This window comes from Nioella sp., from assembly GCF_965215655.1.
Taxonomy (GTDB): domain Bacteria; phylum Pseudomonadota; class Alphaproteobacteria; order Rhodobacterales; family Rhodobacteraceae; genus Nioella.
Genome location: NZ_OZ244111.1, coordinates 1,108,618 through 1,131,238 on the forward strand (window position 1 = coordinate 1,108,618; position 22,621 = coordinate 1,131,238).

Below are 22,621 nucleotides of genomic sequence, written 5' to 3' on the forward strand. Positions count from 1 at the left end.
CTGCCGGTCGGAAAAGGGTTAGACTGCGAGCTGTTCCCGGCGTTTCCTGACCGAAACGGCTATGGGAGGACGCCATGTGGACTGCAGATGATCTGATCGACCGGGAACGCTATCCGATCCACGAGCATGGCCCGGCCCGCGATGCGGTGCTGGCCAAGGTGCGCGCCGATCTTGCGCAGGACGGTTGCGCGGTCATAAAGGGATTCCTGACACCGGCAGGGGTGGCGGCCCTGGCGGAAGAGGCCGACAGCGTCGCCGACAAGGGCCATCGCAGCTACAACCGCACCAATGCCTATTTCACCGCCGATGACCCAAGCCTGCCTGAGGATGACCCGCGTCGGCAGTTCTTCGACCGCTCCAACGCCTTCATCCCGGCGGATAATTTTGCCAAGTTCGGTCCGCTGCGCACCATCCATGACAGCAAGGGGTTTGACGATTTCATCCGCGACTGCCTGCAGGAAACCCGGTTCTACCGCTATGCCGACCCGCTGGCCGATGTGATCGTGAACGCGGCAGGCGAGGGCAATGGCTTCCCCTGGCATTTCGACACCAACAATTTCACCGTGACGCTGGCCATTCAGAATGCGAAAGGGGGTGGGGCCTTTGAGTATGCCCCAATGATCCGCGAGACGGACGAGAATTTCGACGAGGTCGCCCGCGTTCTGAACGGCACGTCAGACCGGGTGACGGTGCTGACCCTCGAACCCGGAGACCTGCAACTGTTCAAGGGGCGCTATTCCCTGCACCGGGTCGCGCCGCTGAAGGGTGACCGCCCGCGCTACGTGGCAATCTTTTCCTATGTGGATCAGCCCGACATGGTGGGCGCGCCGGAACGCACCCGCCAGCTCTATGGCCGCACCCTGCCCATCCATCATGAACGGGCCGGGCAGCGCGGGGATGCGTTGATCGACTGAGAGGCGCCTCAGGCGGCGGACTCGCTTTCGTCGCCGTTGCCATCATCGGCAGGTGCTTCCGTGGCTTCAGCGGGCTTTGCAGCCTCTCCACGACGCTCGGCAAAGCTGAGCGCGATGAAGTCGGGCATGTGGTCGCCCATGCCGACGACCTGATTGCCACCGCGACGCCCGCCACCGCCGCCGGACCGTTGCCGGGGTTCGGATTTGCGGCGCGGCTCGCTGCGTTCTGGTTTGACCGGGGCCTCTGCCTGTGCTTCCTCGACCGGCTGTTCCTTGGGGGCATCATCGGTCTTGCGGCTGCGGGACCGGCCACGGCTGCGCTTGGGCTTGTCCTCGGTCGTGTCCTCCTCAGAGGACGTGCGACGCGTGTCCTTGGGCTGCCACGGGGCTTCGGCCCGCGGAACCGATTGACCGATCAGCGTTTCAATCGCCGCCAGCTGCTTGTCATCGGCGGGCACGGCCATCATGACCGTGGTGCCCTTGCGGCCCGCGCGCCCGGTGCGGCCGATGCGGTGCACATAGTCTTCTGCATGGCCGGGCACGTCATAGTTGAACACGTGGCTCACATTCGGAATGTCGAGGCCACGGGCCGCCACGTCGGAGGCCACGAGGAACTTGATCGAGCCGTCGCGGAACCCGTCCAGCGTCCGCATCCGGTGCGACTGGTCCAGGTCGCCATGAATGGGCTCGGCGTTATAGCCGTGCTTTTTCAGGGATTTGGCGACGATATCCACATCCACCTTGCGGTTGCAGAAGATGATTGCGTTTGTGCAGCCCTCGCCCTCGGCATTGATGATGGCCCGCAGCATCTCGCGTTTCTGCTTGGCGGTCTGATCGCGGCGGGTGGGTTTGAACTCCACCAGTTTCTGGGTGATCGTGTCAGAGGTCGTGGACTGACGTGCCACCTCGATCCGCTCCGGGTTCGACAGGAAGGTATTGGTGATGCGCTCGATCTCCGGCGCCATGGTGGCGGAGAAGAACAGCGTCTGCCGGGTGAAAGGCGTCAGGCCGAAAATGCGCTCAATATCGGGGATGAAGCCCATATCGAGCATCCGGTCGGCCTCATCGACCACCATCACCTTCACATCCGACAGAATCAGCTTGCCACGTTCAAAATGGTCCAGCAGGCGGCCCGGCGTGGCGATCAGCACATCAACGCCCTTGTCGATCAGTGCGTCCTGTTCTTTGAAGCTGACACCGCCAATCAGCAACGCCTTGGTCAGCTTCACGTATTTGGCGTAGGTGTCGAAGTTTTCGGCCACCTGTGCAGCCAGTTCGCGCGTCGGGCACAGAACAAGGCTGCGCGGCATCCGGGCGCGGGCGCGGCCACGGGCAAGGGCGGTGATCATCGGCAGGGTGAAACTGGCGGTTTTACCGGTACCGGTTTGCGCGATCCCCAACACGTCGCGCCCTTCGAGGGCGGGGGGGATGGCGCCGGCCTGGATCGGGGTGGGCTCGGTATAGCCTGCCTCTTCAACGGCCTTGAGAACCTTGGGATTAAGGTTGAGATCAGAGAATTTCGTCATATGCGTCCAGTCTGGCGGGGTCATTTGCCCGCGTCATGTGAATGGAGCGCATCTGCCACATCGCGCTCCGCGGTTCGGACATCGCGCGTGTCGCGATGCTGCGAATGCACATAAAACAAAACGCTGAAATGGTCAAATCCAAGCCGATTTGCGGGGTCATGGCGTGTCCGACTGTGACGAACGGGTCGTCATATCGCGGAACAACTCAGCCGGGGCGTGAATCCCGATGCGGCCATAGGGGCCGAGAAGCTGTGCGCTGAACCCTTCGCGTGTGGCCCGCTCGATCATACCGGGGCCAAGTGCGATGAAGCCGAGCGCGTCGTTTCGGCAATGCCCGTGCGTGCAGCCGAGCCGGTGATCGAGCCGCCGAAAGGGCAGTTCGCGGCCCGAATGATACGCCTCGGAGATGCGCAACCGGTGCACCCCGTCGCGCCTGTGGCTGATCACCAATGCCCGGACCAGCTCAGCGTTGTCATCGGTCAGTACCACCAAATGACCATAGAGCACATGGTGTGGGTGGTCCGAAATCAAGACCTGTTGGGAGTATGTACCGGTAATCCCCGTGACTGGTGACGCGAACTCGCCGCCCGCGGATACGCAGGCGGCGAGGCCCACGCAAATCACTAGATACCGGTACATCCGGTCAAGATGCGCATCAAAAGGTAAACAGAAGATTAACAGGGGTTTAGCGGTTACTCTTCACCCCCAGTCAGACCATCATTTCCTTCGTCGCGGTCAGCTTCACATCCGGGTAATCCCGGCCCACGCGGTCGATGTCCCATTGCAGGCGGGTCAGGAAGACCGGGTCGCCGTCATTGTCGGTGGCCATGTGCTGCTTGTTGGCGGCGGCGAATTTCTCCACCGCCAGACGATCGCCCTGCACCCACCGGGCCGAGGTGAACTGAGAGGGTTCGAACCGCACCGGCAGCCCGTATTCCAGCTCGATCCGGCTGGCCAGCACCTCGAATTGCAGCGCGCCCACCACGCCCACGATAAACCCCGAACCAAATGTCGGCTTGAAGACCTTGGCCGCCCCTTCCTCGGCAAACTGCATCAGCGCCTTGTCCAGATGCTTGGCCTTCAGCGGGTCGCCTGCCCGGCAGGTCTGCAACAGTTCCGGCGCGAAGGAAGGGATGCCGGTGAAGCGCAGCGCTTCGCCCTCGGTCAGCGCGTCCCCGATTCGCAGTTGTCCATGGTTCGGGATGCCGATGATGTCCCCCGCCCAGGCTTCCTCCGCCAGTTCCCGGTCGCTTGCCAGAAACAGAACCGGGCTGGAAATGGCCATCGGTTTCTTGGACCGGACATGGGTCATTTTCATGCCGCGCTGGAAATGGCCTGAGGCGAGCCGCACGAAAGCCACCCGGTCGCGGTGCTTGGGGTCCATATTGGCCTGTACCTTGAAGACGAAGCCGGTGACCTTCTTTTCCTCCGGCGCGACCTCACGCGGGGTGGCGGTCTGGACCTGTGGTTCGGGGCCGTAGCCTGCGATGCCGTCCATCAGCTCCTTGACGCCGAAGCTGTTGATGGCCGAGCCGAACCAGATCGGTGTCAGGTGGCCTTCGAGGAAGCTCTGCTTGTCCAGCGGCGGCAGCAACTCGCGCGCCATTTCCACCTCTTCACGCAGCTTTTCCAGCAGGTCGGCGGGGATATGTTCATCGAGCTTGGGATCGTCCAGCCCCTCGATCTTGATCGATTCTGCCACCTTGTTGCGGTCTGCGCGGTCCATCAGCTCCAACCGGTCGCGCAGCAGGTCATAGCAGCCGAGGAAATCGCGGCCCATGCCGATCGGCCAGCTTGCGGGCGTCACGTCGATGGCCAGGTTTTCCTGGATCTCGTCAATGATATCAAAGACGTCGCGGCTTTCGCGGTCCATCTTGTTGCAAAAGGTCAGGATCGGCAGGTCGCGCAACCGGCACACCTCGAACAGCTTCTGGGTCTGGCTTTCCACCCCTTTCGCCCCGTCGATGACCATGATCGCGGCGTCAACGGCGGTGAGCGTCCGGTAGGTGTCTTCCGAAAAGTCCGAGTGACCGGGCGTATCCACCAGGTTGAAGCGGTATTTGCCATAGTCAAAGGACATGGCCGAGGCCGAAACCGAAATGCCCCGGTCCTTCTCCATCTGCATGAAGTCCGAGCGCGTCCGCCGCGCCTCGCCCTTGGCGCGCACCTGTCCGGCCATCTGGATGGCGCCCCCGTAAAGGAGAAATTTTTCCGTCAGCGTCGTCTTGCCCGCGTCGGGATGCGAGATGATCGCAAAGGTCCGGCGGCGGGCGATTTCGGGCGGCAGGTCGGGGCGGTTCGCGGGCGTGTCCAGCATGGCCGCGCGTATAGGCGCAGCCATGCGGATTGGCAAGGAAATCCGGGGGATCGGGCTGGATGCCCTCGGGCGTTGTCCGTCGCGATCACCAGTCCTTGACAGGCGGTCGAGATGCCAGGGCCCTGCCCATCCACAGGCCGCGCCACGTGACAAAGGCACAGATCGACCGGCCCGGCCTAATCCGTCTGTCCGCGGCTGGCTCGGGTCAGGCGTTCGGCGGGGTCCCCGGCCTCTGTCAGTGCCTTGTCATCGACCTCGATATCGGCCGCCAGCAGGCGGTCGGCATCGGTCTGTTCAATCTCCACATCGTCGGGCAGGGCGGCGCGGGTCTGGGGGGTGACCAGCAGGCTTTCGACCGCGACACCCTCGGCATAGATGATTTCATGCGCGCCAAAGAGGATCTGGTAGCTTTCGATGAAACCCCCTTCCTCGCGTTGCACCGTGTCGCCATTGACCAGATGCGCGGCCTTGACCAGCACCTCGGCCCGCCCCGTCCCAAGTTCATCGCTGCGCTGCCAGATGAACAACCGGTGATGCGGGAAAAGCCGCAGGTCATTGGCGGTGTTGAGCGTGCCTTCGCGGATGCGGATCGGGGCCAGGGCACCGGTGGCCCGCTGCACCTGCTGGCCGATCCAGCGAATTTCCTGCGGTCCGTGATCTCGGGTCAGCAATCGGTCGCCCGCCTGCAATTCCTCCACCGGCACCTGCCGCCCGTTGGCCATCGTCAACCGCGTCCCCGCGATGAAACTGACGCTGGCGATATCGGCCAGCCGCTGCGCGGCCAATGCGGGTTCTGATGCGACAAGCTCGTATTCCCCGCGCGGGGTCATCGGGGCCAGTGGCAGGAAATGGCGGGCGGTGTCTTCGTCGCCGGTCACGGTCAGGATCAGCAGTTCCACGAAGGTGCCTTCGGGGGCCATCATGCTGTGGCAGACCTCCAGCAGGACCTTGTCGCCCGGTTGCCCGACGCCGGAGCCGTCCGCCACTTCGGTGCCCTCCGGCCCGTCCCAGATCGCCAGAGCCCGCGGCTGCGCGTCACGGGACAGGCGATAGCTGTCACCGGGCACGACGTCCTGCAGGCCGCCAATCGGATCGCCCTCATTCGCCCCCCAATGCACGATCAGGTCGCTGGCGGTATAGGTGGGAAAGCTGAACTGGGCGGTACGACGGGACATCACGAATTCCTTTGCGCCTTGGCTAGTCCCGAGCAGGGTGAACCGTCAAGCAGTCAGAAGGTGGCAGGGTCGAGATCAGCATGGTAAGGCACTGGTTAACGAAACATGAATGGCGGGGAAGAGGATGATGGATCTGGGAATTTCTGGCAAGCGCGCATTGGTCTGCGCCTCGTCCAAGGGGCTTGGGCGTGGCTGTGCCGAGATGTTGGCAGCCAATGGCGTCAACTTGGTGATGAACGCGCGCGGGGCCGAAGCGCTGGAAAAGGCGGCGGAGGATATTCGCGCAGCCCACGGGGTGGAGGTGATGGCCATCGCCGCTGACATCACCACAGAAGAGGGCCGCGCCAAGGTGCTGGCAGCTGCCGGTGACGTCGATATTCTCGTCAACAACGCAGGCGGTCCGCCGCCGGGCAGCTGGCAGGACTGGGAGCGTGAGGATTTCATCAGGGCGCTCGACGCAAACATGCTGACCCCGATTGCCCTGATGAAGGCACTGATGCCGGGGATGATGGCGCGTGGGTGGGGCAGGGTGGTGAACATCACTTCGCAATCCGTGAAGGCTCCGATCGCGGTTCTGGGCCTGTCGAACTCGGCCCGCGCCGGGCTGACCGGCTATGTTGCGGGGACGTCCCGGCAGGTGGCCGGCAAAGGCGTGATCATCAACAACCTTCTGCCGGGCATCCATGCGACCGACCGGGCTGTATCGCTCGATACCGCGGTCGCCGCGCAGGATGGTATCACGCTGGAAGAGGCCATGGACCGCCGCGCCGCGACGATTCCGGCCGGGCGCTATGGCACGGCAGAGGAGTTCGGGGCGACCTGTGCATTCCTGTGCTCTCAATACGCGGGCTATATGGTCGGTCAGAACATCCTTCTGGACGGCGGTTCGACGAATGCGACGCTGTAGAGGCGTCGAATTTGCCGATTCCGGACAGGGGCTAGCGTGAGAGTCCGCCTATAACATCCTGACTCCGAACAAGTTTCTCTCGTCTCAGCGAGACGGGAGAGCTTGCCTTGCCCGATCAGATCAATCTGGTGACCCACTGAAGGCGACCGGGGCTATCTTCGGTGGGTTACCTGTATGTGTGAAATTGACTCAAATTGGCACACAACAACGAGCCTTTGCCGAGGATGCGGGCAAGTAGGCTTGTCCTAGCGCCCAAAGCCGTCCGAAATCGGATTCCAGATTCTCGGACTCGAACTGCATGGTCGACGCCAAAGTCACCAGAGGGATTCCAGATTCACGACATTTTTCCCTGAAAGCGGCGATGTTGTACCTTTTCGTCATCTGTGGAAAAAGGATGGGAAGATTTTTTTGATCATAAATAGAATTCCTTGGCCGGAATCTTCGAAATTGGCACCTTTCAGCTGCTCTCGCCCGCCTGCAAGGGTCAGCGGGGCCTTCCGGTGCAGAAAGAGAGGGCTGAGTGCCGCTTCGATCCTTTGATTTCCTGTGGATAACCCTGTGCATAGTTTGGATTCAGAGCTGGATTCCATGATGATATGCGAGGAAGCTGAAACAATACCTTAACCCCGATTGAGCACGCATTCCCGGACAAGGCGTCAACATGCCCGCCTGACGGGAGCTTGAAACATATGTGCGGGGCTGATAGCTGCGAAATCCGAGACAATTGATCGGAATTGCGCCCGTGCAACAGCCCCCCAGACTGGCCGTTCAGAACCTGTCCTGTGATTTCGCGGGACGGACGGTCTTGCGGGATGTCTCGCTGCGGGTGGCGCCGGGCGAAGTCATGTGCCTGCTCGGGCCGTCAGGGTGCGGCAAGACAACAACGCTCCGGGTCATTGCCGGGATCGAAAGGCAAAGCTCCGGCAGCGTTTCCGTCGATGGACGGGTTCTCGCGGACGGCGCTTTGCACCTACCGCCAGAGGCACGGGGGGTCGGGCTGATCTTTCAGGATTTCGCGCTGTTCCCGCACCTCAGCGTTGCCCAAAACATCGCCTTCGGACTTACCGGCACGAAAACCGACAAGGCCAAACGTGTCGAGGAGCTGCTCGCCCGTGTCGATCTGAAAGGCTATAGTGACAAGGCCCCGCACATGTTGTCGGGCGGCGAACAGCAGCGTGTGGCGCTTGCCCGTGCGCTTGCCCCGCGTCCCGGCGTGATGCTGATGGATGAGCCCTTCTCTGGCCTCGACAACCGCCTGCGCGACGGCATCCGCGATGAAACGCTGGAGCTGCTAAAGGAAGAGGGCACAGCCGTCGTTCTGGTCACCCACGAACCGGAAGAGGCCATGCGGATGGCCGACCAGATCGCGCTGATGCGCGGCGGGCGGATCGTGCAGCAGGGCGCGCCTTACAACATCTATAACGCCCCCTGCGACCGGGATGCGGCGGCGTTTTTCTCCGATATCAACGTGATCACCGGCACGGTTGAAGGCGCGCTGACCGATACTGCCTTTGGCCAGTTCCTCGCCCCCGGACACCCCGACGGGACGGAGGTCGAGATCATTTTCCGCCCGCAGCACGTGAAAATCGACTTCGACCGGGGCGGACGCGGTCCGAACCCAACCCCCCTGGACGGAGCGCCTGCGCGCGGCGTGGTCGAACGGGCCCGCTTCATGGGGCATGAGAGCCTGGTGGAATTTCGTATGGATTTCAACAATCAGATCCTCAAGGCGACCGTTCCCGCGGTCTTCCTGCCCAAGCCCGGAATGGCCCTGTGGCTGACCATCCGGCGTGACCGCTGCTTCGTTTTTTCCAAGTGAAGGGCGGAACAGTCGCATCTTTCGGCTGTTTTCTGCCTGCATGTGACAGATTGGGGCTTTGATCCGGCCCGCAGAATCCATAGGTATATGCGGTGACACTCACGGAGGCGGGCCAAGACCGCCCCGGACAAGGGAGACTGACATGCTCAACAATATTGGCCTGCCGGGCCTTCTGCTGATCGCGGTTGTTGTCCTCGTGCTGTTTGGCCGTGGCAAGATCGCGGGCCTCATGGGCGAAGTGGGCAAAGGCATCACCGCATTCAAGCGCGGCGTCCGCGACGGCACCGAGGAAATCGAAAACGCGGCCAATGAAGATGGCGAAGCGGCCCGCGATGTGACCCCAGAACGCGATCGTGAAAACGCCTGATCCCCTGCATGGGATCGGCACAGTCGGGTTGAGGAACTGCCATGTTTGACATCGGCATGTGGGAACTGATGGTCGTGGGCATCGTGGCGTTGATCGTCGTGGGGCCCAAGGACCTGCCCAAGATGTTCAGAACGCTCGGTCAGGTGACCGGGCGTATCCGGGGCATGGCACGAGAGTTCCAGACCACGATGAACGCAGCGGCCAGCGAAACCGGTCTCGACGAGATGGCCAAGGATCTCAAGAAGGCGACCGACATCACCCGCGACCTGCGCAAGGTCACCAGCCCCCGCAAAATGGGGATGGAGGCGGTGAAGAAAGCCGCCGGATCCGCGCTGGATGACGAGGCCGAGGCCGACCGCCCCCTGACCGAGACCGAGAAACTGGCGCAGCAGCGCCATAAGGAGGCGGAGGCACGCGTTGCCGCCGCGCAGGACCGGGCCGGGGCCCGTGCCAGCGCCGCCGAGGCCGCTGAGGATGCGGCCGCGATCGCCCAGGATGACCTGCCGCCCCCGGCAGAGCCCCGCACCGGAACCGCCGACACATGAAAAAAGACGAGATCGAAGACAGCTCCGCTCCGCTGATCGAGCATCTGGCAGAGCTTCGGACCCGCCTGATCTGGTCGGTGCTGGCCTTCGTGATCGCCATGGTGGCCTGTTTCACCGTGGCGGAGCCGATCCTGGAATTTCTGTTCCAACCGATCCGCACCATCCTGCTGGAGCGGGGTGAGGACCCAAGGCTGATCTTCACGGCCCCGCAGGAAAAGTTCTTTACCCTGATCCGGGTATCGGTCGTCGTAGGCTTCGGACTGGCCTTCCCGGTCATTGCCTACCAGATGTGGCGTTTCGTGGCGCCGGGGCTCTACAAGACGGAGAAGAATGCGTTTCTTCCCTTCCTGATCGCCTCACCGTTGCTGTTCCTGGCAGGTGCTGCCTTCGCCCATTTCGTGGTCACACCGCTGGCCATGCGCTTCTTCATCGGATTTTCCGACGTGATCCCGGCGCTGACCTCGCTGATCACGGGGATGGAATCCGGCGTCGAACCCGGGTCGAACGAAGAATTGCAGACCATCTTCCTGGGCTCGGTGAAGGAATCGCTCGACCTGGAGCTGAAGTTCATCTTTGCCTTCGGCATTTGCTTCCAACTGCCAGTGCTGCTGACCCTGATGGGCAAGGCCGGGCTGGTCTCGGCCGAAGGGCTTGGAAACGTTCGGAAATACGCGGTTGTGGGCATTCTGGTTCTGGCCGCACTCGTGACGCCGCCCGATGTGATCACGCAGCTGATCCTGTTTGTCGTTGTCTACGGGCTTTATGAGATCTCAATCCAACTGGTGAAGCTGGTGGAGCGCAAGCGCGAGAAGGATCTGCGGGCGGAAGGCCTTTGGGTCGATGATGAGGAGCTTGAGGCGGAGGAAGCGGATGCCGCGTCCGAGGCCGCGTCCGAGGATAACTCCAAATGAGCAATGACGGCGACCTGAAGCGGATCGCCGAGGCGCTGGAACGTCTGCGCCCCGCGCCCGCTGCAGCGCCGGACTGGTCCGCTGCGACCGCCTTTGTCTGGCACGCGGACCCGGATCGGCTTGACCCGGTTGAACGGGTCAATCGCGTGGACCTGTCGCTGCTTCTGGGCATAAACCGGGCGCGTGATATCCTGATGGAGAACACCCGCCAGTTCGCAGATGGTCTGCCCGCCAACAACGCCCTTCTCTGGGGCTCTCGCGGGATGGGAAAATCCTCTCTCGTCAAGGCGGTGCATGGCGCGATTGAAGCGGATTGCCCGGATCTGAAACTGGTCGAGGTGCAGCGTGAAGACCTGCCTTCCATCGGGCGTCTGCTGACCATCCTGCGCAAGGCCCCGGTCCGGATCATCCTCTTTTGCGATGACCTTAGCTTCAGCCATGATGACCAGCACTATAAGTCGCTCAAGGCGGTGCTGGATGGTGGGGTCGAGGGGCGGCCCGACAACGTGATCTTCTACGCCACGTCGAACCGGCGCCACCTGATGCCGCGCGATATGATCGAGAATGAACGCTCCAGCGCCATCAACCCATCCGAGGCGGTGGAGGAAAAGGTGTCGCTTTCGGACCGTTTCGGGCTCTGGCTCGGCTTCCACCCCTGCGATCAGGATGCCTATCTGGCGATGATCCGGGGCTATTGCGATGCCTATGGGATCGAGATCGACGATGACACATTGCGCGCAGAGGCCATCGAATGGCAGGCCACGCGCGGCGCGCGGTCGGGCCGGGTGGCGTGGCAGTATGTCACCGATCTGGCCGGGCGGTACGGCGTCAGGATCTGACCACAAGATACTGTCTAACAAAAGAAAAGGGCGCCTCAGCGGCGCCCGTTTTCGTTACTCGATATAGGGGGTCGGATCGACTGACTCGAAGCCTTGCCGCACCTCGAAATGCAGGAAGGCTGGGTCGCCTTCCCCCACATCCGCAATGGTCTGGCCCCGCGAAACCGTGTCGCCCCGCTCCACGCGGATATTGTCGATATTGGCATAGACCGTCAGCAGGTTGCCGGGGTGGCGCAGAACGAGGATCGGCACCTGATCGGTGTCGCGGGTGATGGCCGCCACTTCACCCGCCGCAGCCGCGCGAACCGGCGTTCCGGCAGAGGCGGACAGGTCGATGCCCTCGTTGCGGGCGCTGTAGGGGCGCAGGATCTGGCCGGGCACCGGGCGCTGCATCTGCGGTTCCGAATTGGCCGCCGCCGTTTCCTCGGGCGTCGGGGTGGGTTCATCCAATGCCGGGGCCTCGGGCAGTTCCGCGGTGGAGATCGCCTCCGGCAGCGGCTCTGACGCCGATGGCGGCACCGGCGTGGTGGAATTGCCGGGGCCATTGCCGTCCGGGGAGTTCGACGCCTCTTCCAGCACGATCGGGATGATCAGGAACTGACCCTCGCGCACTGTCAGTTCCGGCCCCAGCCCGTTCCAATCCGCAAGCGACCGCACAGACACGCCATAAAGCCGCGAGACGGAATAGGCGGTTTCCCCGCGCGCCACGCGGTGGCGGACGGGTTCGGCCCCGCCCTGAACCTGCAGCACGGGCGCAGAAGGTGCCGCCGGTGCATCCGCATCCGCCCGGTCGATGGCCGCCGAGGCGATGGAGGTGATATCGGTGGTGCTGGCGGACGCCCCCGGCGGGGTGATCCGGCGGGGCAGGGCCAGAACCTCGCCATCGCGCAGGATGTCGGTCTCGTTGCGGCCATTGAACCGCGCCAGCTCGCCGGCATCCATTCCGATCCGGTTGGCCACGGTGGTCAGGCTGTCGCCCCGGTTGGCGACGACCACCTGGTAGGTGGGGTAGGTGATCAGCCCGAACTGATCCGGTTCCGGGCGCGCGGCGGTGGCCGCCTCGCTGGCGGGCGTGGCGGCGTTGATGCCGTTGTTCCGGAAATCGAAATCGAAGCCACCCGGCGTGTTGCAGGCCGCCAGAAGCGGCAGGGTCAGGCCCAGGGCGAGCATGGGAAATCTGGTCATCGGCACTGCAACCTCAATTCTGTCTGGTTCAAAAGCCCCTTGGACACGGGGTCTTGCCGCGGCAATGGTCCCGCAGCTTTTGCAGGGTTTTACACGCGAATCGCCTTGGGTTTCCAGCCCCAAGGCCGTTCAGTCCTGCGCCATGCCCTCGATCAGCGGAACGAAGCGCACCGGGCAAAGCTCGTCGTAATGCAGGCCTTGTGCGGTCTTGGTGACCTTGATCAGGCTTTGCACCGCGTCCGACTGGCCCACGGGCAGCACCATGATGCCGCCCTCCTTCAGTTGCGCCAGAAGCGGCCCCGGCGGGTCCTCGGCAGCGGCGGTCACGATGATCCGGTCAAATGGCGCCTGTTCCGGCAGGCCGAAACTGCCATCGCCGGTGATCACGGTGATGTTGTGCAAGCCAAGGGAATGAAACAGTTTTTCCGACTCCCGCGTCAGGCGGCGGTGGCGATCCACCGTGTAGACCCGGCGCGCAAGGTGGCTAAGGATTGCGGCCTGATAGCCCGACCCGGTGCCGACCTCCAACACCTTGTCGCGCGGTTCGACCTTCAAGGCCTGCGTCATCATCCCGACAACCGAGGGCTGGCTGATCGTCTGGCCGGAACTGATCGGAAGGGGCATGTCGTCATAGGCGCGATCTTCGAAATGGCCCTTCACGAAGAGCCCACGATCCACCTTCTCCATGGCACCGAGCGTGCGCGAGTCCGTCACACCCTTCTGACGAAGGTGGAACAGGAACTGCATTTTTTGCTCGGCATCCCAGGTCATTCGAGCCGCGCCTTCAGATCGGCCAGCACGTCATGGGCCGTCAGGTCAGCGCGCAGCGGTGTGACCGAGATGAAGCCGTCGAGATTGGCCTGCGCGTCGCTGTCCGGCGCGGTCGGATTGTGCTGGCTGCCCCCGGTGATCCACAGGAAGCGGCGACCATTGGGGGCGGTATGCGGCTGAGCCGAGAAATGCGTGCCCCGGCGAAAGCCCTGCCGCACCACGCGGCGGCCCTTGACCTGACTGGCCGGGACGGGCGGGAAATTGACGTTATAGAAGGTGCGGTAATCCTCTTCGTCCCAGTGCCCGTGATCCAGAAGCGCGCGAATGGTGGCAGCCCCGTGCTGCAACGCCGCCTCGAAAGGGTCATCCAGTTGCAGGTTTTCGGGCCCGAAATACTGCGACAGCGCGACCGATGGCACGCCTTGCAAGGCCGCCTCCATGGCTGCGCCTATGGTGCCGGAATAGAGCACGTTTTCGGCGGCGTTGTTGCCCCGGTTGACGCCTGACAGTACCAGGTCGGGGCGGCTGTCTTTCATCACGTCATGCAGCCCCGCCAGAACGCAATCGGCGGGTGTGCCCTCCGCCGCGTAGCGGTTGGCCCCGAGGCGGGAAATCATCGTGGGATGCACATAGCTGATGCAATGGCCGACGCCGGATTGTTCGAAGGCGGGGGCGACGGTCCAGACCTCTCCATCCGGGCCCGCGATCTCGCGCGCGATGGCCTCCATTACCTTGAGGCCGGGGGCGTTGATGCCGTCGTCATTGGTGATGAGGATGCGCATGAAACCGCCTTTGAAATCCTGCCGATACGCCCTGTTAGCCGAGGGGGCAGGTCCGGTAAAGGGGCGCAAAGGGGTTCAGGCTATCCGGATGCCCCGCAGGGCCTCCCATACCAGCAGAGCCACGCCTGCGCCGGTGGCCGCCACGAACGCCGTAGAGCCGCCCAGATTGGCAACGATCACGCCGACCAAAGCCCAGATGGCCGCGATCGCATAGGCGGGCTGCGGCATCACACGTAGCATGGCCAAAGCTGTCAGCAGCGCGCCCGCCAGTCCGATCCAGCTGCCAGCCACGGGGGACAGCGCGGTGTAACCCACAAGCGTGGTCGTCAGCGCCACCCAGGACGCCGCCGTCAGCCAACCAGCCAGCAGAGCAAGCGGGACGTGCATCCACCAAGTCTCGGGGGTTTTCAGGCCCGCGCGCAAGGCCATCAGCGACCCTGCCAGCATGATCCAGATGGTGATCGTGGCCATGACGGGAGAGACCTGCGCAATCCCGATCCAGGCTGCGCCAATGGCCTGTGTGACGAAAAGCGGCCAGCGCGTCGCGTCCCATCCGGCATCCGTGTCGCGCTTGATTAACCCATAAAAAGCGTTCAGGATCAGGGCGATAAAGATCACCCCCCAGATCGAGAACGCATAGCCCGCCGGGGTCAGGGGCAGGTCCTCGACCGGATAGGGGAAAGCCGCCGGATCGAACCCGCCAAAGCCCGAAGACATGGCCGAGCCTGCCGCGAAGGCCAGCGCGCCGCAGACGACCGCGATGGCCTTCATCTGTGGCGTGCCGCCGTCGATTGGCGCAGGCTCAGACAAGGATGCCGTCCGCCGCCAGCCGGGTCTTGCCGCCCAGATAGGGATGCAGCGCCTCGGGCAGATCGACCGAGCCATCCGCCTGCTGGCCGTTTTCCAGCACCGCGATCAGGCAGCGCCCCACGGCCACGCCGGACCCGTTCAGCGTGTGGACGAACTCGGGCTTGCCACCGCCAGCAGGACGGAACCGGGCATTCATCCGCCGCGCTTGGAAGTCGCCGCAGACGGAACAGGAGCTGATCTCGCGATAGGTGTCCTGGCCGGGCAGCCACACCTCGATGTCATGGGTCCGCCGCGCGCCCGCGCCCATGTCGCCGGTGCAAAGCACCACGGTGCGGTAGGGAAGTCCCAGTTTTTCAAGGATTCCCTGCGCGCAATCGGTCATCCGGTCCAGTTCCGCGCGGGAATGGTCTGGATGGGTGATCGACACCATCTCCACCTTCTCGAACTGGTGCTGGCGCAGCATGCCCGAGGTGTCCCGCCCTGCGCTGCCCGCTTCCGAACGGAAGCAGAGCGAATGGGCGGTATAGCGGCGGGGCAAGTAGCTTTCCTCGACGATGTGACCGGCGACGATATTGGTCAGCGGCACTTCCGAGGTCGGGATCAGCCACCAGCCTTCGCGGGTCTGGTAGCTGTCTTCGCCGAATTTCGGCAGCTGACCTGTGCCATACATGGTGTCCGACAGCACCAGAACGGGCGGGTTCACTTCCGTCAAACCGTTCTCAACTGTATGAATATCCAGCATAAATTGCGCGAGCGCCCGGTGCAGGCGCGCGACGCCGCCCGACAGCATCACGAAGCGGGAGCCGGAGAGTTTCGCTGCCGTCTCGAAATCCATGCCGTCCTGCGTGGCGGCGAGCTCGTAATGTTCCTTGGGGGCAAAGGCGAAGTCCTTCGGCGTGCCCCAACGATGGATTTCCACGTTGTCGGCCTCGTCCGATCCGTCCGGCACATCGTCGTGGGGGATGTTCGGCAGCGCCTCCAAAAGCTCTTTCAGGGCCGCGTCCTTGGATTTGGCATCCTCCTCCAGTCGCGCGATTTCGTCTTTCTTTTCAGCGACTAAGGCGCGCAGACGCTCGAACTCCGCCTCGTCGCCAGAGGCCTTGGCCTTCCCCACTTCCTTGGAGGCCGCATTGCGCTCGGCCTGCGCGGATTCCGCCGCAGAAATGCAGGCGCGGCGCTCTTCGTCGAGCGCCAGAATGGCGGGCGATTGCGCGGGCAGGCCCCGGCGGGCCATGGCGGCATCAAAAGCGTCGGGGTTGTCGCGGATGGCGCGGATATCGTGCATTTTGGGCCTCTTTCGGCGGGCGTTTCGCAGGTTCTATGCCCGAAACCGGGGCGGGTTTGAACCCTGAAATGAGGGGGGTGCCCTGCGTACACCCCCCGTACACCCCCTGTGCACCCCCCGTACAGACAGATCGGGGGTTTGGGGGAAGCTGCCCTGCCCGCAACATTGTCATGCCCGCGAAAGCGGGTAACTCCAACCCTCGCGCGAATGGCAGGAGGCCCCCGCCTGCGCGGGGGTGACATGGGGAGCGGCACCCGCGACGCGCGCGGGGGTGAGCAGGCTTCCCGAAAACGCTCCGGGGGAGCGTTTTGCCTGCGAACGGGCGGAGCCCCGAGGCCGGGTAAGCCGCGCCATCGACGACGCGCGCGGGGGCGATCCGGACCTCTCTACGGAGCGCTTTATCCCTGCCAAGCCCGGATGACCTCAATCGCCCGCACAGGCGTCAGCCAAATCGCCTCCGCGTGGGGGCGCGTCATGCCAGAGGCATGCTTCCAGCATGACGATGGCGCGGCGGCTTCGCCTTCATTCCGCGCGGGGGAGAGTTGCTAACTACAAGATGATTTAGAGACCACGGTTTCGTCGCACGACTCCGACGAGGGTAGCTGGCAAGAGAAGTGCTAGCACAATTGAAAGCCCAGTGCCGAAACCGGCTGCCGCCGCAAGCCATCGCACGCCGCTCGTGACGGCAAGAGAAGGATCTTCAGGGAAAAGGAAATCCGTAGCGAGGCAAAGCCCAAGGGAGACAACTAGACAAGTGAAAATACCAAGGTTCTGATCAACGATCGCATTGTCTTCGTCATCAAGAATTTGAACCAGTCTTCTCCTTTGCTGAGCGCTTTCTGCAGCTACATCGGCACGAACTGCGAGAACCGAAAAAATCGCGAGGGAGACAGACGCCAACACCGCTAGAACTGTTGCAGCTGTCGCGGCAACACGCGCTGCTGCGGCAGGACTATCATATGCAACATACCCTGTGAGGCCACCTAGAATCAGAGCGAGAAAAAAAACTCCGAGCCGAATCATGTGACACCTTGCTCTCGAAGTTCTCTAAAGAACTCAACCAAATGCCGCTTTAACTCTACCCAATTGACCGTGTTATACTGCTTCTTGACGCGGACTTTGCGAACCATCTTCAAGTTGGAACTAGTAAGCCTCCGCTCATCTTCCAAAACAATCGTGTAGTCTTCATCATCAGCCTCGACAATTTTCTCGCCAACGCCGGTTAGCCAAGGATCAAATTTGACCTCATCCTTTTTAAACCGTCCCCTCGATAGCACCAAACGACCATGACGAGATTCTCGACGCCGAATTTCTTCTGCGCCGCTTGGGGAAGCCCAGATCGCATTTAGAACTCTGCTGCCGAGATCTGAGTTCGTTGGCAGACTCGCAAGGTAGTCACTTACTCCGAGAGTGATCTCCCTGACACCTGTTTTTCTGAGGTCTTTCAGGCTTGTCTGGTTGGCAACATCTTCAAGTGAAATACGCTCCCCACTGGGGATGATGCCCAGCGTTGAAGCGAGATCAGATAGCTGGGAAGCGTATGTTCTGTTTTTGTTCGCCATGCCGCAAGCGATAACATCGTTGCCTTGAATGGGCTCTGTTGCACAAATCGGTTGAAGGGCAGGCTTCCCCTTTCCCCGGACGGACTCATCCTACGGGCTCAGTGACGGGTATGCCAAGAGCGGTGTAGCGGTTGAGCACCGCGATCCGGATCTGGAGCTCAGCGACCTGCCGGTCGAAGTCTCTGGCCATCAGGCCTTGGCCAAGGAGTTTGACGCAGTGCATCTTCGTCTCTGCGCGGCTTCGTCGGTGATAGCCTGTCAGCTTTCGCCAGAGTGCCCGTCCGAGATATTTGCAGGCCCTCACGGCTTCGTTTCGCGCGATAGCACCCGCCGTAGTTGGCTTCCAGAGTTGCGCATTCTTGCGTGGTGGGATGACGGCAACGGCACCTCGAGCGGCAATCACATTGTGACATCTGCGCGTGTCATAGGCTCCGTCAGCGGTGACCGTGGCAATCTCTTGGTCGGGCGGGATCTGTGCCAGCAGGTCGGGTAACATAGGGGCGTCGCCGACGTTGCTTGTCGTGACACCGACTGCGCGGATCTCCAGTGTTTCCTCGTCCATACCAAGATGCAGCTTGCGCCAAAGGCGCTTCTTTGACCCGCCATGCTTGCGGGCATTCCACTCTCCCTCGCCCTCGGCTTTGATCCCGGTCGCATCGATCAGCAGGTGCAAAGGACCCGTTCCTCCGCGATAAGGGATGGCGACGCTCAGGGTCTTCTGGCGGCGAGACAGAGTGCTGAAGTCCGGCACTTTCCAGTCAAGGCCTGCCAACCGCAGCAGGCTTTCGACGAACCCGGTCGTCTGGCGAAGGGGCATGCCGAACAACACCTTTATCGTGAGACAAACCTGTATCGCCGCGTCGCTGAACTCGGGTTGCCGCCCGCGCTTGCCGGTGGGTGCCGCGTGCCAGGTCATATCGGGATCAAACCAGATCGATAGCGAACCGCGCTGCTTCAGCGCCGTGTTGTACGAAGGCCAGTTCCTGGTCTTGTACGTCATAAGGGACCAACTGCTCATGCTCGCCAGCTACCACGCTGGATTCACACAGGGAATCCCTCACCCCATTTGTGCAACAAAGCCCCTTGAATGAACAACCCAATGTCATCTTGTAGGAAGCTTTGACCAGCGGGCGGATCAACACCTTCAACCTCTGCGCCACCGTCTTCAGCATCGAAGTTGATGGACCCAAGAGCACCTTCTTCGTACTCAAAGATCCGCACGTATATTCCATCATTTGATGGTCCTCGCTCTACGCGTGCGATTACCGCATCTCTAAGAAGGTCGAGTTTAAGAAGGCGTTCGCGAGGACTTGAGGTCTTCTCAAACAGCTTCAAGCAAACATCTTCGAGCGTTATGTTTATTCCATCAGAGCATATTGCTCGCTTAAGCACTAAGGTTTTTACTCGTTCACTCACCCAAACACCTCCAAAAACTCCCGCCATTCCCCGGCGCTCATGCCCGAATTCTCCTGCGTCACCGCTTCGCCAGCCAGCCGCCGTTTGATCACCTCGACGCCCTTGCCGCTGAGGTTCACCCCGCCCATCCGGTAATCCTCGAACGCGCCATAGGCCGCCGGGACCCAGTCCCTCACCATCTCGGCAATCGCCTCGGCATAGACGCGGATTTCATACTGCGCATGGGCATCGGCGCGCAGGCGCAGGAAGTGGAAGAGGTTGTGCAGGTCGGTCTTCCAGTACCATTGCGTGTAGACATTGGCGGGCAGGTTCATGCGGGCGAGTTCGCGGGCCAGGCCCTGCTGGCCGTCCTGGCTGAGCATCGACTGGTAATTGTCATAGGCGCGGGTCGAATCGCCCTTGAGGATGCGCAACACGCGCTCGGCCTCCTCGCCCTGAAGCACGTCCCCGCGGCCCTGATTGTTCACCACCGATTGCGCGGCGAGCGCGTCGGGGGCGGGGATGTAGAACTCCCGATCCAGGATCGAATAGCGGGCGGAGTATTCGTTGACATTGGCGGTGCGGTGGCGGATCCACTGGCGGGCCACGAAGACGGGCAGTTTGACATGCAGCTTGATCTCGCACATCTCGAACGGGGTGGAGTGCCAGTGGCGCATGAGATAGCGGATCAAGCCACTGTCATCGCGGGCCTTTTTGGTGCCGGCGCCATAGCTGACGCGGGCCGCCTGCACGATGGCGGCGTCGTCGCCCATATAGTCCACCACCCGCACGAAACCATGGTCGAGAACCGGCTGCGCGGTATAAAGGTGCTTCTCCATCCCCGGGGCCACCGCGCGCAAAGTGGGTTGCGCATTTTCGCGGGCTGCGGTGATATCGGCCAATTGATCGTCGCTGAGCGGCATCGTTTTTCTTTCTTCTTCGGGGAATCGCACGTTTCCCATATTTTGCCCCACCGGGGCGCAGGACCGCAAGATAAAGGGGCATTTTGAGCATGGCAGATCGCGGAACCGCTTTCCTGGAACGCCGCATGGGGGATTGGGCGCGGGCGCGTCTGCACCCTTACGTGGCGGAATTCATCATGTTCGTGCTGAAACAGGGATGGGCCGCGATGTTCGGCATCCTGTTCCTGGTGGCCATCATCGGCACCAAGGCGGTCTGGCAGGAGGATTGGGCGCTGGCGCGATACGACGCGCTGTTTCTCTTCGCCGTGGTGACGCAGGTAGCCTTCGTCTGGCTGCGGCTGGAGGAATGGGAGGAGGTGAAGGTGATCGCGCTGTTCCACCTCACGGGCACGGTGATGGAGATCTTCAAGCTGGCGCAGGGGTCATGGGATTACCCGGAGCAGGGGATTTTCGAACTGGGCGGCGTGCCGCTTTTCTCCGGCTTCATGTATGCCTGCGTGGGCAGCTACATCGCCCGCGTGATCCGGATTTTCCATATGGAGTTCGCGCCTTACCCGCCCTTCTGGACGACGGTGCTGCTGGCGGGCGCGATATACGGCAATTTCTTCGCCCACCATTTCCTGCCCGATATCCGGATGGGGCTGTTTCTGGCCACGGTGCTGCTGTTCTGGCGCACCCGCATCTGGTTCTTCCCCGGCACCGATCCGCGCTGGATGCCGCTGCCGGTGGCGGCGGGGCTGGCGGCGGTGTTCATCTGGATCGCCGAGAATGTGGGCACCGTGACGCGCACTTGGGCCTATGCGGGGCAGGGGCAGTTCGACATGGTGTCGCTCGGGAAACTGGGGTCGTGGTACCTGCTGCTCTATGTCAGCTTCGTGACCGTGACGCTGATCATGCGCGATGAGCTGAAACCGCATCCGGTGCGCCCCGCCCCACGAGAAATTTATCGCGGTCCCCACGCGACAAGTGACGGCAGCCGCGCTACCATTCCCTGAAACGATCAGAGGAACAGTGATGTCCATCCGCTACTACCACACCATGGTTCGGGTCAAAGACCTTGAGAAATCCATAGCCTTCTACCGGCTATTGGGGCTCGAAGAGATACGCCGCTATGACAGCGAGGCGGGCCGCTTCACCAATGTCTTCATGGCCGCACCGGGTCAGCCGGACTATCCGCTGGAACTGACCTATAACTGGGACGGCGATGAAGGCCTGCCGTCGGACAGCCGTCATTTCGGGCATCTGGCCTACCGGGTCTCTGATATCTATGCGTTATGCCAGCATCTGATGGACAATGGCGTCGTGATCAACCGCCCGCCCCGTGATGGCCATATGGCCTTTGTCCGCTCGCCCGACAATATCTCGGTGGAGCTGCTTCAGGAGGGGGAGGATCTGCCCCCGGCGGAACCCTGGGCCAGCATGGGCAATACCGGGCATTGGTGATCCGCGCCGCCCTCCTGGCGCTGGTCACGGCGCTGCTTTCGGGCCCGGCTGCCGCGCAGCAGACCTGTCGTCTGGCGCTGTTGCTGGCTCTGGATGTCTCGGCCTCGGTCGATGAGGCCGAACATCAGATCCAGCGCAACGGGCTGGCGGCGGCGCTTCTGGCGCCTGAAGTGCTCGACCCGCTTCTGAACGGTCCGGGCCCGGTGGCGCTGGCGATCTACGAATGGTCGGGCCGATTCCAGCAGGACGTGATCTCGGACTGGCGGCTGGTGACCTCGCGCGCGCAGGTACTTGAGATCGTGGAGGAATTGCAGACGGCGCCCCGAACGGCGGGAGAGTTCCCAACGGCCATCGGCTACGCGATCGGTTTCGCCGCCACGATGTTCGAGCGCGCCCCGCCTTGCCTTTTCCAGACCCTGGATGTGGCGGGGGACGGGCAGAACAACGATGGCTTCGCCCCGGCACTGGCCTACCAGCATTTTCCGCTGGATGGGGTCACCGTGAACGGGTTGGCCATCGGCGGGGCCAGTCGACAGATCGAGCAATATTTCGCAGAGGAGATCATCCGGGGCCCGGGGGCCTTCGTGGAACATGCGCTCAATCATCAGGAATTCGAGGATGCGATGCGCCGCAAGCTGGAACGCGAGCTGCGGGTGATGGTGCTCGGCGCGCTCGACCCGTAGGCCTTTCAGCTTGGTCAAAATACTTCGGGGGAGTTGCCTGAAAGGCGACGGAGGCAGCGCCCCCCTCCGGAACCGCTCTTGTAAGCGCGCAGCAAAACCCCTCAGACCGGCAGCAATGCCGCCCCGACACGGCGGCCCTCGGCCAGCAGCACGTTATAGGTGCGTGCGGCGGAGGGCGATCCCATCGGCTCCAGCGGCAGATCGGCCGCTTCCAGCGCCCGGCGCAAATCGGCGGGCAGGGGGGCCATATCGGCTCCGGTCCCGATCAGCAGCACATCAAGCGCCCCGGTAAGCGCCACCAGCGCGCCCGCATCCTCCAGCCCGCCCCAGGCGCGCACGCCACCGGGTAGGCACAGGACCGGACCCTCGAAGACCTCTCCGCCGACGCGGAAGAAGCCGGGGCCATAGCCATCCACCGGCCGCGCCTCGCCAAAGCTGATTTCATTCATGCGCATTGCGGTC

Annotated in this window: 25 protein-coding genes; 10 read left to right on the forward strand and 15 right to left on the reverse strand. The window is 62.6% G+C overall.

The genetic code is table 11. From position 1 onward, the window contains the following. Positions 1-74: 74 nt before the first annotated feature. Positions 75-914 (forward strand): HalD/BesD family halogenase, encoded by an 840-nt coding sequence (locus ACOOEX_RS05700; protein ID WP_420397527.1) that lies wholly within the window; start codon positions 75-77, stop codon positions 912-914. A gap of 8 nt (positions 915-922) precedes the next feature. Here the strand turns inward: ACOOEX_RS05700 and ACOOEX_RS05705 are convergent, their stop codons facing one another. The 4 genes from ACOOEX_RS05705 to ACOOEX_RS05720 all read right to left on the reverse strand — a co-directional run bounded on the left by ACOOEX_RS05705 (position 923) and on the right by ACOOEX_RS05720 (position 5,932). Then, positions 923-2,440 carry a DEAD/DEAH box helicase gene (locus tag ACOOEX_RS05705; protein WP_420398330.1) on the reverse strand — a complete coding sequence of 506 codons (1,518 nt, stop codon included), beginning with the start codon at positions 2,438-2,440 and terminating at the stop codon, positions 923-925. A gap of 156 nt (positions 2,441-2,596) precedes the next feature. Beyond that, a complete protein-coding gene (locus ACOOEX_RS05710) occupies positions 2,597-2,929 on the reverse strand; it encodes a hypothetical protein (RefSeq protein ID WP_420397528.1) in 333 nt (110 codons plus the stop codon). 220 nt (positions 2,930-3,149) lie between these two features. Beyond that, positions 3,150-4,757: a peptide chain release factor 3 gene (locus ACOOEX_RS05715; protein ID WP_420398331.1), complete on the reverse strand. Its 1,608-nt coding sequence runs from the start codon at positions 4,755-4,757 to the stop codon at positions 3,150-3,152. Between the two features lie 176 nt (positions 4,758-4,933). Further along, positions 4,934-5,932, reverse strand: coding sequence for a Hint domain-containing protein (locus tag ACOOEX_RS05720; protein WP_420397529.1), 999 nt, complete (start codon positions 5,930-5,932; stop codon positions 4,934-4,936). A 127-nt stretch (positions 5,933-6,059) separates the two neighbouring features. Here ACOOEX_RS05720 and ACOOEX_RS05725 point away from each other — a divergent pair, with 127 nt between their 5' ends. The 6 genes from ACOOEX_RS05725 to ACOOEX_RS05750 all read left to right on the forward strand — a co-directional run bounded on the left by ACOOEX_RS05725 (position 6,060) and on the right by ACOOEX_RS05750 (position 11,320). Further along, entirely contained in the window at positions 6,060-6,839 is a 780-nt protein-coding gene (locus tag ACOOEX_RS05725) for an SDR family oxidoreductase (protein WP_420398332.1), read from the forward strand. Positions 6,840-7,581: 742 nt separating this feature from the next. After that, complete coding sequence (locus ACOOEX_RS05730; protein WP_420397530.1) at positions 7,582-8,658, forward strand: ABC transporter ATP-binding protein; 1,077 nt, start codon at positions 7,582-7,584, stop codon at positions 8,656-8,658. Positions 8,659-8,800: 142 nt separating this feature from the next. Further along, on the forward strand, positions 8,801-9,025 hold the full coding sequence (locus ACOOEX_RS05735; protein WP_071688437.1) for a twin-arginine translocase TatA/TatE family subunit: 225 nt from the start codon (positions 8,801-8,803) through the stop codon (positions 9,023-9,025). Between the two features lie 41 nt (positions 9,026-9,066). Next, positions 9,067-9,570: a Sec-independent protein translocase protein TatB gene (tatB, locus tag ACOOEX_RS05740; RefSeq protein ID WP_420397531.1), complete on the forward strand. Its 504-nt coding sequence runs from the start codon at positions 9,067-9,069 to the stop codon at positions 9,568-9,570. Beyond that, the gene (gene tatC, locus ACOOEX_RS05745; protein ID WP_420397532.1) at positions 9,567-10,481 is read left to right on the forward strand and encodes a twin-arginine translocase subunit TatC; all 915 of its coding nucleotides are present in this window, start codon (positions 9,567-9,569) and stop codon (positions 10,479-10,481) included. The genes tatB and tatC overlap by 4 nt, the downstream gene beginning before the upstream one ends. Continuing rightward, a complete protein-coding gene (locus ACOOEX_RS05750) occupies positions 10,478-11,320 on the forward strand; it encodes an ATP-binding protein (protein ID WP_420397533.1) in 843 nt (280 codons plus the stop codon). The genes tatC and ACOOEX_RS05750 overlap by 4 nt, the downstream gene beginning before the upstream one ends. Positions 11,321-11,374: 54 nt before the next feature. On the opposite strand, the gene ACOOEX_RS05755 is transcribed toward ACOOEX_RS05750, so the two are convergent. The 10 genes from ACOOEX_RS05755 to thyX form a co-directional block, all read right to left on the reverse strand. Continuing rightward, positions 11,375-12,505, reverse strand: coding sequence for a peptidoglycan DD-metalloendopeptidase family protein (locus tag ACOOEX_RS05755; RefSeq protein ID WP_420397534.1), 1,131 nt, complete (start codon positions 12,503-12,505; stop codon positions 11,375-11,377). A gap of 129 nt (positions 12,506-12,634) precedes the next feature. Further along, complete coding sequence (locus ACOOEX_RS05760; RefSeq protein WP_127560853.1) at positions 12,635-13,276, reverse strand: protein-L-isoaspartate(D-aspartate) O-methyltransferase; 642 nt, start codon at positions 13,274-13,276, stop codon at positions 12,635-12,637. Next, positions 13,273-14,058, reverse strand: coding sequence for a 5'/3'-nucleotidase SurE (surE, locus tag ACOOEX_RS05765; protein WP_420397535.1), 786 nt, complete (start codon positions 14,056-14,058; stop codon positions 13,273-13,275). The genes ACOOEX_RS05760 and surE overlap by 4 nt, the downstream gene beginning before the upstream one ends. 75 nt (positions 14,059-14,133) lie before the next feature. Further along, positions 14,134-14,868 carry a hypothetical protein gene (locus ACOOEX_RS05770; protein WP_420397536.1) on the reverse strand — a complete coding sequence of 245 codons (735 nt, stop codon included), beginning with the start codon at positions 14,866-14,868 and terminating at the stop codon, positions 14,134-14,136. Beyond that, positions 14,861-16,153, reverse strand: a complete 1,293-nt coding sequence (gene serS, locus ACOOEX_RS05775; protein ID WP_420397537.1) for a serine--tRNA ligase — start codon at positions 16,151-16,153, stop codon at positions 14,861-14,863. Before serS ends, ACOOEX_RS05770 begins: the two co-directional genes overlap by 8 nt. Positions 16,154-16,714: 561 nt before the next feature. After that, complete coding sequence (locus tag ACOOEX_RS05780; protein WP_420397538.1) at positions 16,715-17,176, reverse strand: hypothetical protein; 462 nt, start codon at positions 17,174-17,176, stop codon at positions 16,715-16,717. Beyond that, positions 17,173-17,715, reverse strand: coding sequence for a hypothetical protein (locus ACOOEX_RS05785; RefSeq protein ID WP_420397539.1), 543 nt, complete (start codon positions 17,713-17,715; stop codon positions 17,173-17,175). Before ACOOEX_RS05785 ends, ACOOEX_RS05780 begins: the two co-directional genes overlap by 4 nt. Before the next feature lie 85 nt (positions 17,716-17,800). Beyond that, positions 17,801-18,733, reverse strand: coding sequence for an IS5 family transposase (locus ACOOEX_RS05790; protein WP_420394792.1), 933 nt, complete (start codon positions 18,731-18,733; stop codon positions 17,801-17,803). Between the two features lie 23 nt (positions 18,734-18,756). Beyond that, positions 18,757-19,131, reverse strand: coding sequence for a hypothetical protein (locus ACOOEX_RS05795; RefSeq protein WP_420397540.1), 375 nt, complete (start codon positions 19,129-19,131; stop codon positions 18,757-18,759). Beyond that, complete coding sequence (gene thyX / locus ACOOEX_RS05800; protein WP_420397541.1) at positions 19,128-20,033, reverse strand: FAD-dependent thymidylate synthase; 906 nt, start codon at positions 20,031-20,033, stop codon at positions 19,128-19,130. The genes ACOOEX_RS05795 and thyX overlap by 4 nt, the downstream gene beginning before the upstream one ends. 89 nt (positions 20,034-20,122) lie before the next feature. Here thyX and ACOOEX_RS05805 point away from each other — a divergent pair, with 89 nt between their 5' ends. From ACOOEX_RS05805 to ACOOEX_RS05815, 3 genes are read left to right on the forward strand one after another with little or no spacing between them, the layout of a single operon-like run. Beyond that, positions 20,123-21,028, forward strand: coding sequence for a DUF817 domain-containing protein (locus tag ACOOEX_RS05805; RefSeq protein ID WP_420397542.1), 906 nt, complete (start codon positions 20,123-20,125; stop codon positions 21,026-21,028). Between the two features lie 19 nt (positions 21,029-21,047). After that, complete coding sequence (locus tag ACOOEX_RS05810; protein ID WP_420397543.1) at positions 21,048-21,476, forward strand: VOC family protein; 429 nt, start codon at positions 21,048-21,050, stop codon at positions 21,474-21,476. Continuing rightward, positions 21,473-22,159, forward strand: a complete 687-nt coding sequence (locus tag ACOOEX_RS05815) for a DUF1194 domain-containing protein (protein ID WP_420397544.1) — start codon at positions 21,473-21,475, stop codon at positions 22,157-22,159. The genes ACOOEX_RS05810 and ACOOEX_RS05815 overlap by 4 nt, the downstream gene beginning before the upstream one ends. A gap of 101 nt (positions 22,160-22,260) precedes the next feature. On the opposite strand, the gene ACOOEX_RS05820 is transcribed toward ACOOEX_RS05815, so the two are convergent. Next, positions 22,261-22,614: an Mth938-like domain-containing protein gene (locus tag ACOOEX_RS05820; protein ID WP_420397545.1), complete on the reverse strand. Its 354-nt coding sequence runs from the start codon at positions 22,612-22,614 to the stop codon at positions 22,261-22,263. Positions 22,615-22,621: the final 7 nt, after the last annotated feature.

What these genes read in the sequence shown, in the direction of transcription:
- ACOOEX_RS05700 (WP_420397527.1), top strand. Translation starts at nt 75, where the DNA reads ATGTGGACTGCAGATGATCTGATCGACCGGGAACGCTATCCGATCCAC.
- ACOOEX_RS05705 (WP_420398330.1), bottom strand. Translation starts at nt 2,440, where the DNA reads ATGACGAAATTCTCTGATCTCAACCTTAATCCCAAGGTTCTCAAGGCC.
- ACOOEX_RS05715 (WP_420398331.1), bottom strand. Translation starts at nt 4,757, where the DNA reads ATGCTGGACACGCCCGCGAACCGCCCCGACCTGCCGCCCGAAATCGCC.
- ACOOEX_RS05720 (WP_420397529.1), bottom strand. Translation starts at nt 5,932, where the DNA reads ATGTCCCGTCGTACCGCCCAGTTCAGCTTTCCCACCTATACCGCCAGC.
- ACOOEX_RS05725 (WP_420398332.1), top strand. Translation starts at nt 6,060, where the DNA reads ATGGATCTGGGAATTTCTGGCAAGCGCGCATTGGTCTGCGCCTCGTCC.
- ACOOEX_RS05735 (WP_071688437.1), top strand. Translation starts at nt 8,801, where the DNA reads ATGCTCAACAATATTGGCCTGCCGGGCCTTCTGCTGATCGCGGTTGTT.
- tatB (WP_420397531.1), top strand. Translation starts at nt 9,067, where the DNA reads ATGTTTGACATCGGCATGTGGGAACTGATGGTCGTGGGCATCGTGGCG.
- tatC (WP_420397532.1), top strand. Translation starts at nt 9,567, where the DNA reads ATGAAAAAAGACGAGATCGAAGACAGCTCCGCTCCGCTGATCGAGCAT.
- ACOOEX_RS05750 (WP_420397533.1), top strand. Translation starts at nt 10,478, where the DNA reads ATGAGCAATGACGGCGACCTGAAGCGGATCGCCGAGGCGCTGGAACGT.
- ACOOEX_RS05755 (WP_420397534.1), bottom strand. Translation starts at nt 12,505, where the DNA reads ATGACCAGATTTCCCATGCTCGCCCTGGGCCTGACCCTGCCGCTTCTG.
- ACOOEX_RS05760 (WP_127560853.1), bottom strand. Translation starts at nt 13,276, where the DNA reads ATGACCTGGGATGCCGAGCAAAAAATGCAGTTCCTGTTCCACCTTCGT.
- surE (WP_420397535.1), bottom strand. Translation starts at nt 14,058, where the DNA reads ATGCGCATCCTCATCACCAATGACGACGGCATCAACGCCCCCGGCCTC.
- serS (WP_420397537.1), bottom strand. Translation starts at nt 16,153, where the DNA reads ATGCACGATATCCGCGCCATCCGCGACAACCCCGACGCTTTTGATGCC.
- ACOOEX_RS05780 (WP_420397538.1), bottom strand. Translation starts at nt 17,176, where the DNA reads ATGATTCGGCTCGGAGTTTTTTTTCTCGCTCTGATTCTAGGTGGCCTC.
- ACOOEX_RS05785 (WP_420397539.1), bottom strand. Translation starts at nt 17,715, where the DNA reads ATGGCGAACAAAAACAGAACATACGCTTCCCAGCTATCTGATCTCGCT.
- ACOOEX_RS05790 (WP_420394792.1), bottom strand. Translation starts at nt 18,733, where the DNA reads ATGAGCAGTTGGTCCCTTATGACGTACAAGACCAGGAACTGGCCTTCG.
- thyX (WP_420397541.1), bottom strand. Translation starts at nt 20,033, where the DNA reads ATGCCGCTCAGCGACGATCAATTGGCCGATATCACCGCAGCCCGCGAA.
- ACOOEX_RS05805 (WP_420397542.1), top strand. Translation starts at nt 20,123, where the DNA reads ATGGCAGATCGCGGAACCGCTTTCCTGGAACGCCGCATGGGGGATTGG.
- ACOOEX_RS05810 (WP_420397543.1), top strand. Translation starts at nt 21,048, where the DNA reads ATGTCCATCCGCTACTACCACACCATGGTTCGGGTCAAAGACCTTGAG.
- ACOOEX_RS05820 (WP_420397545.1), bottom strand. Translation starts at nt 22,614, where the DNA reads ATGCGCATGAATGAAATCAGCTTTGGCGAGGCGCGGCCGGTGGATGGC.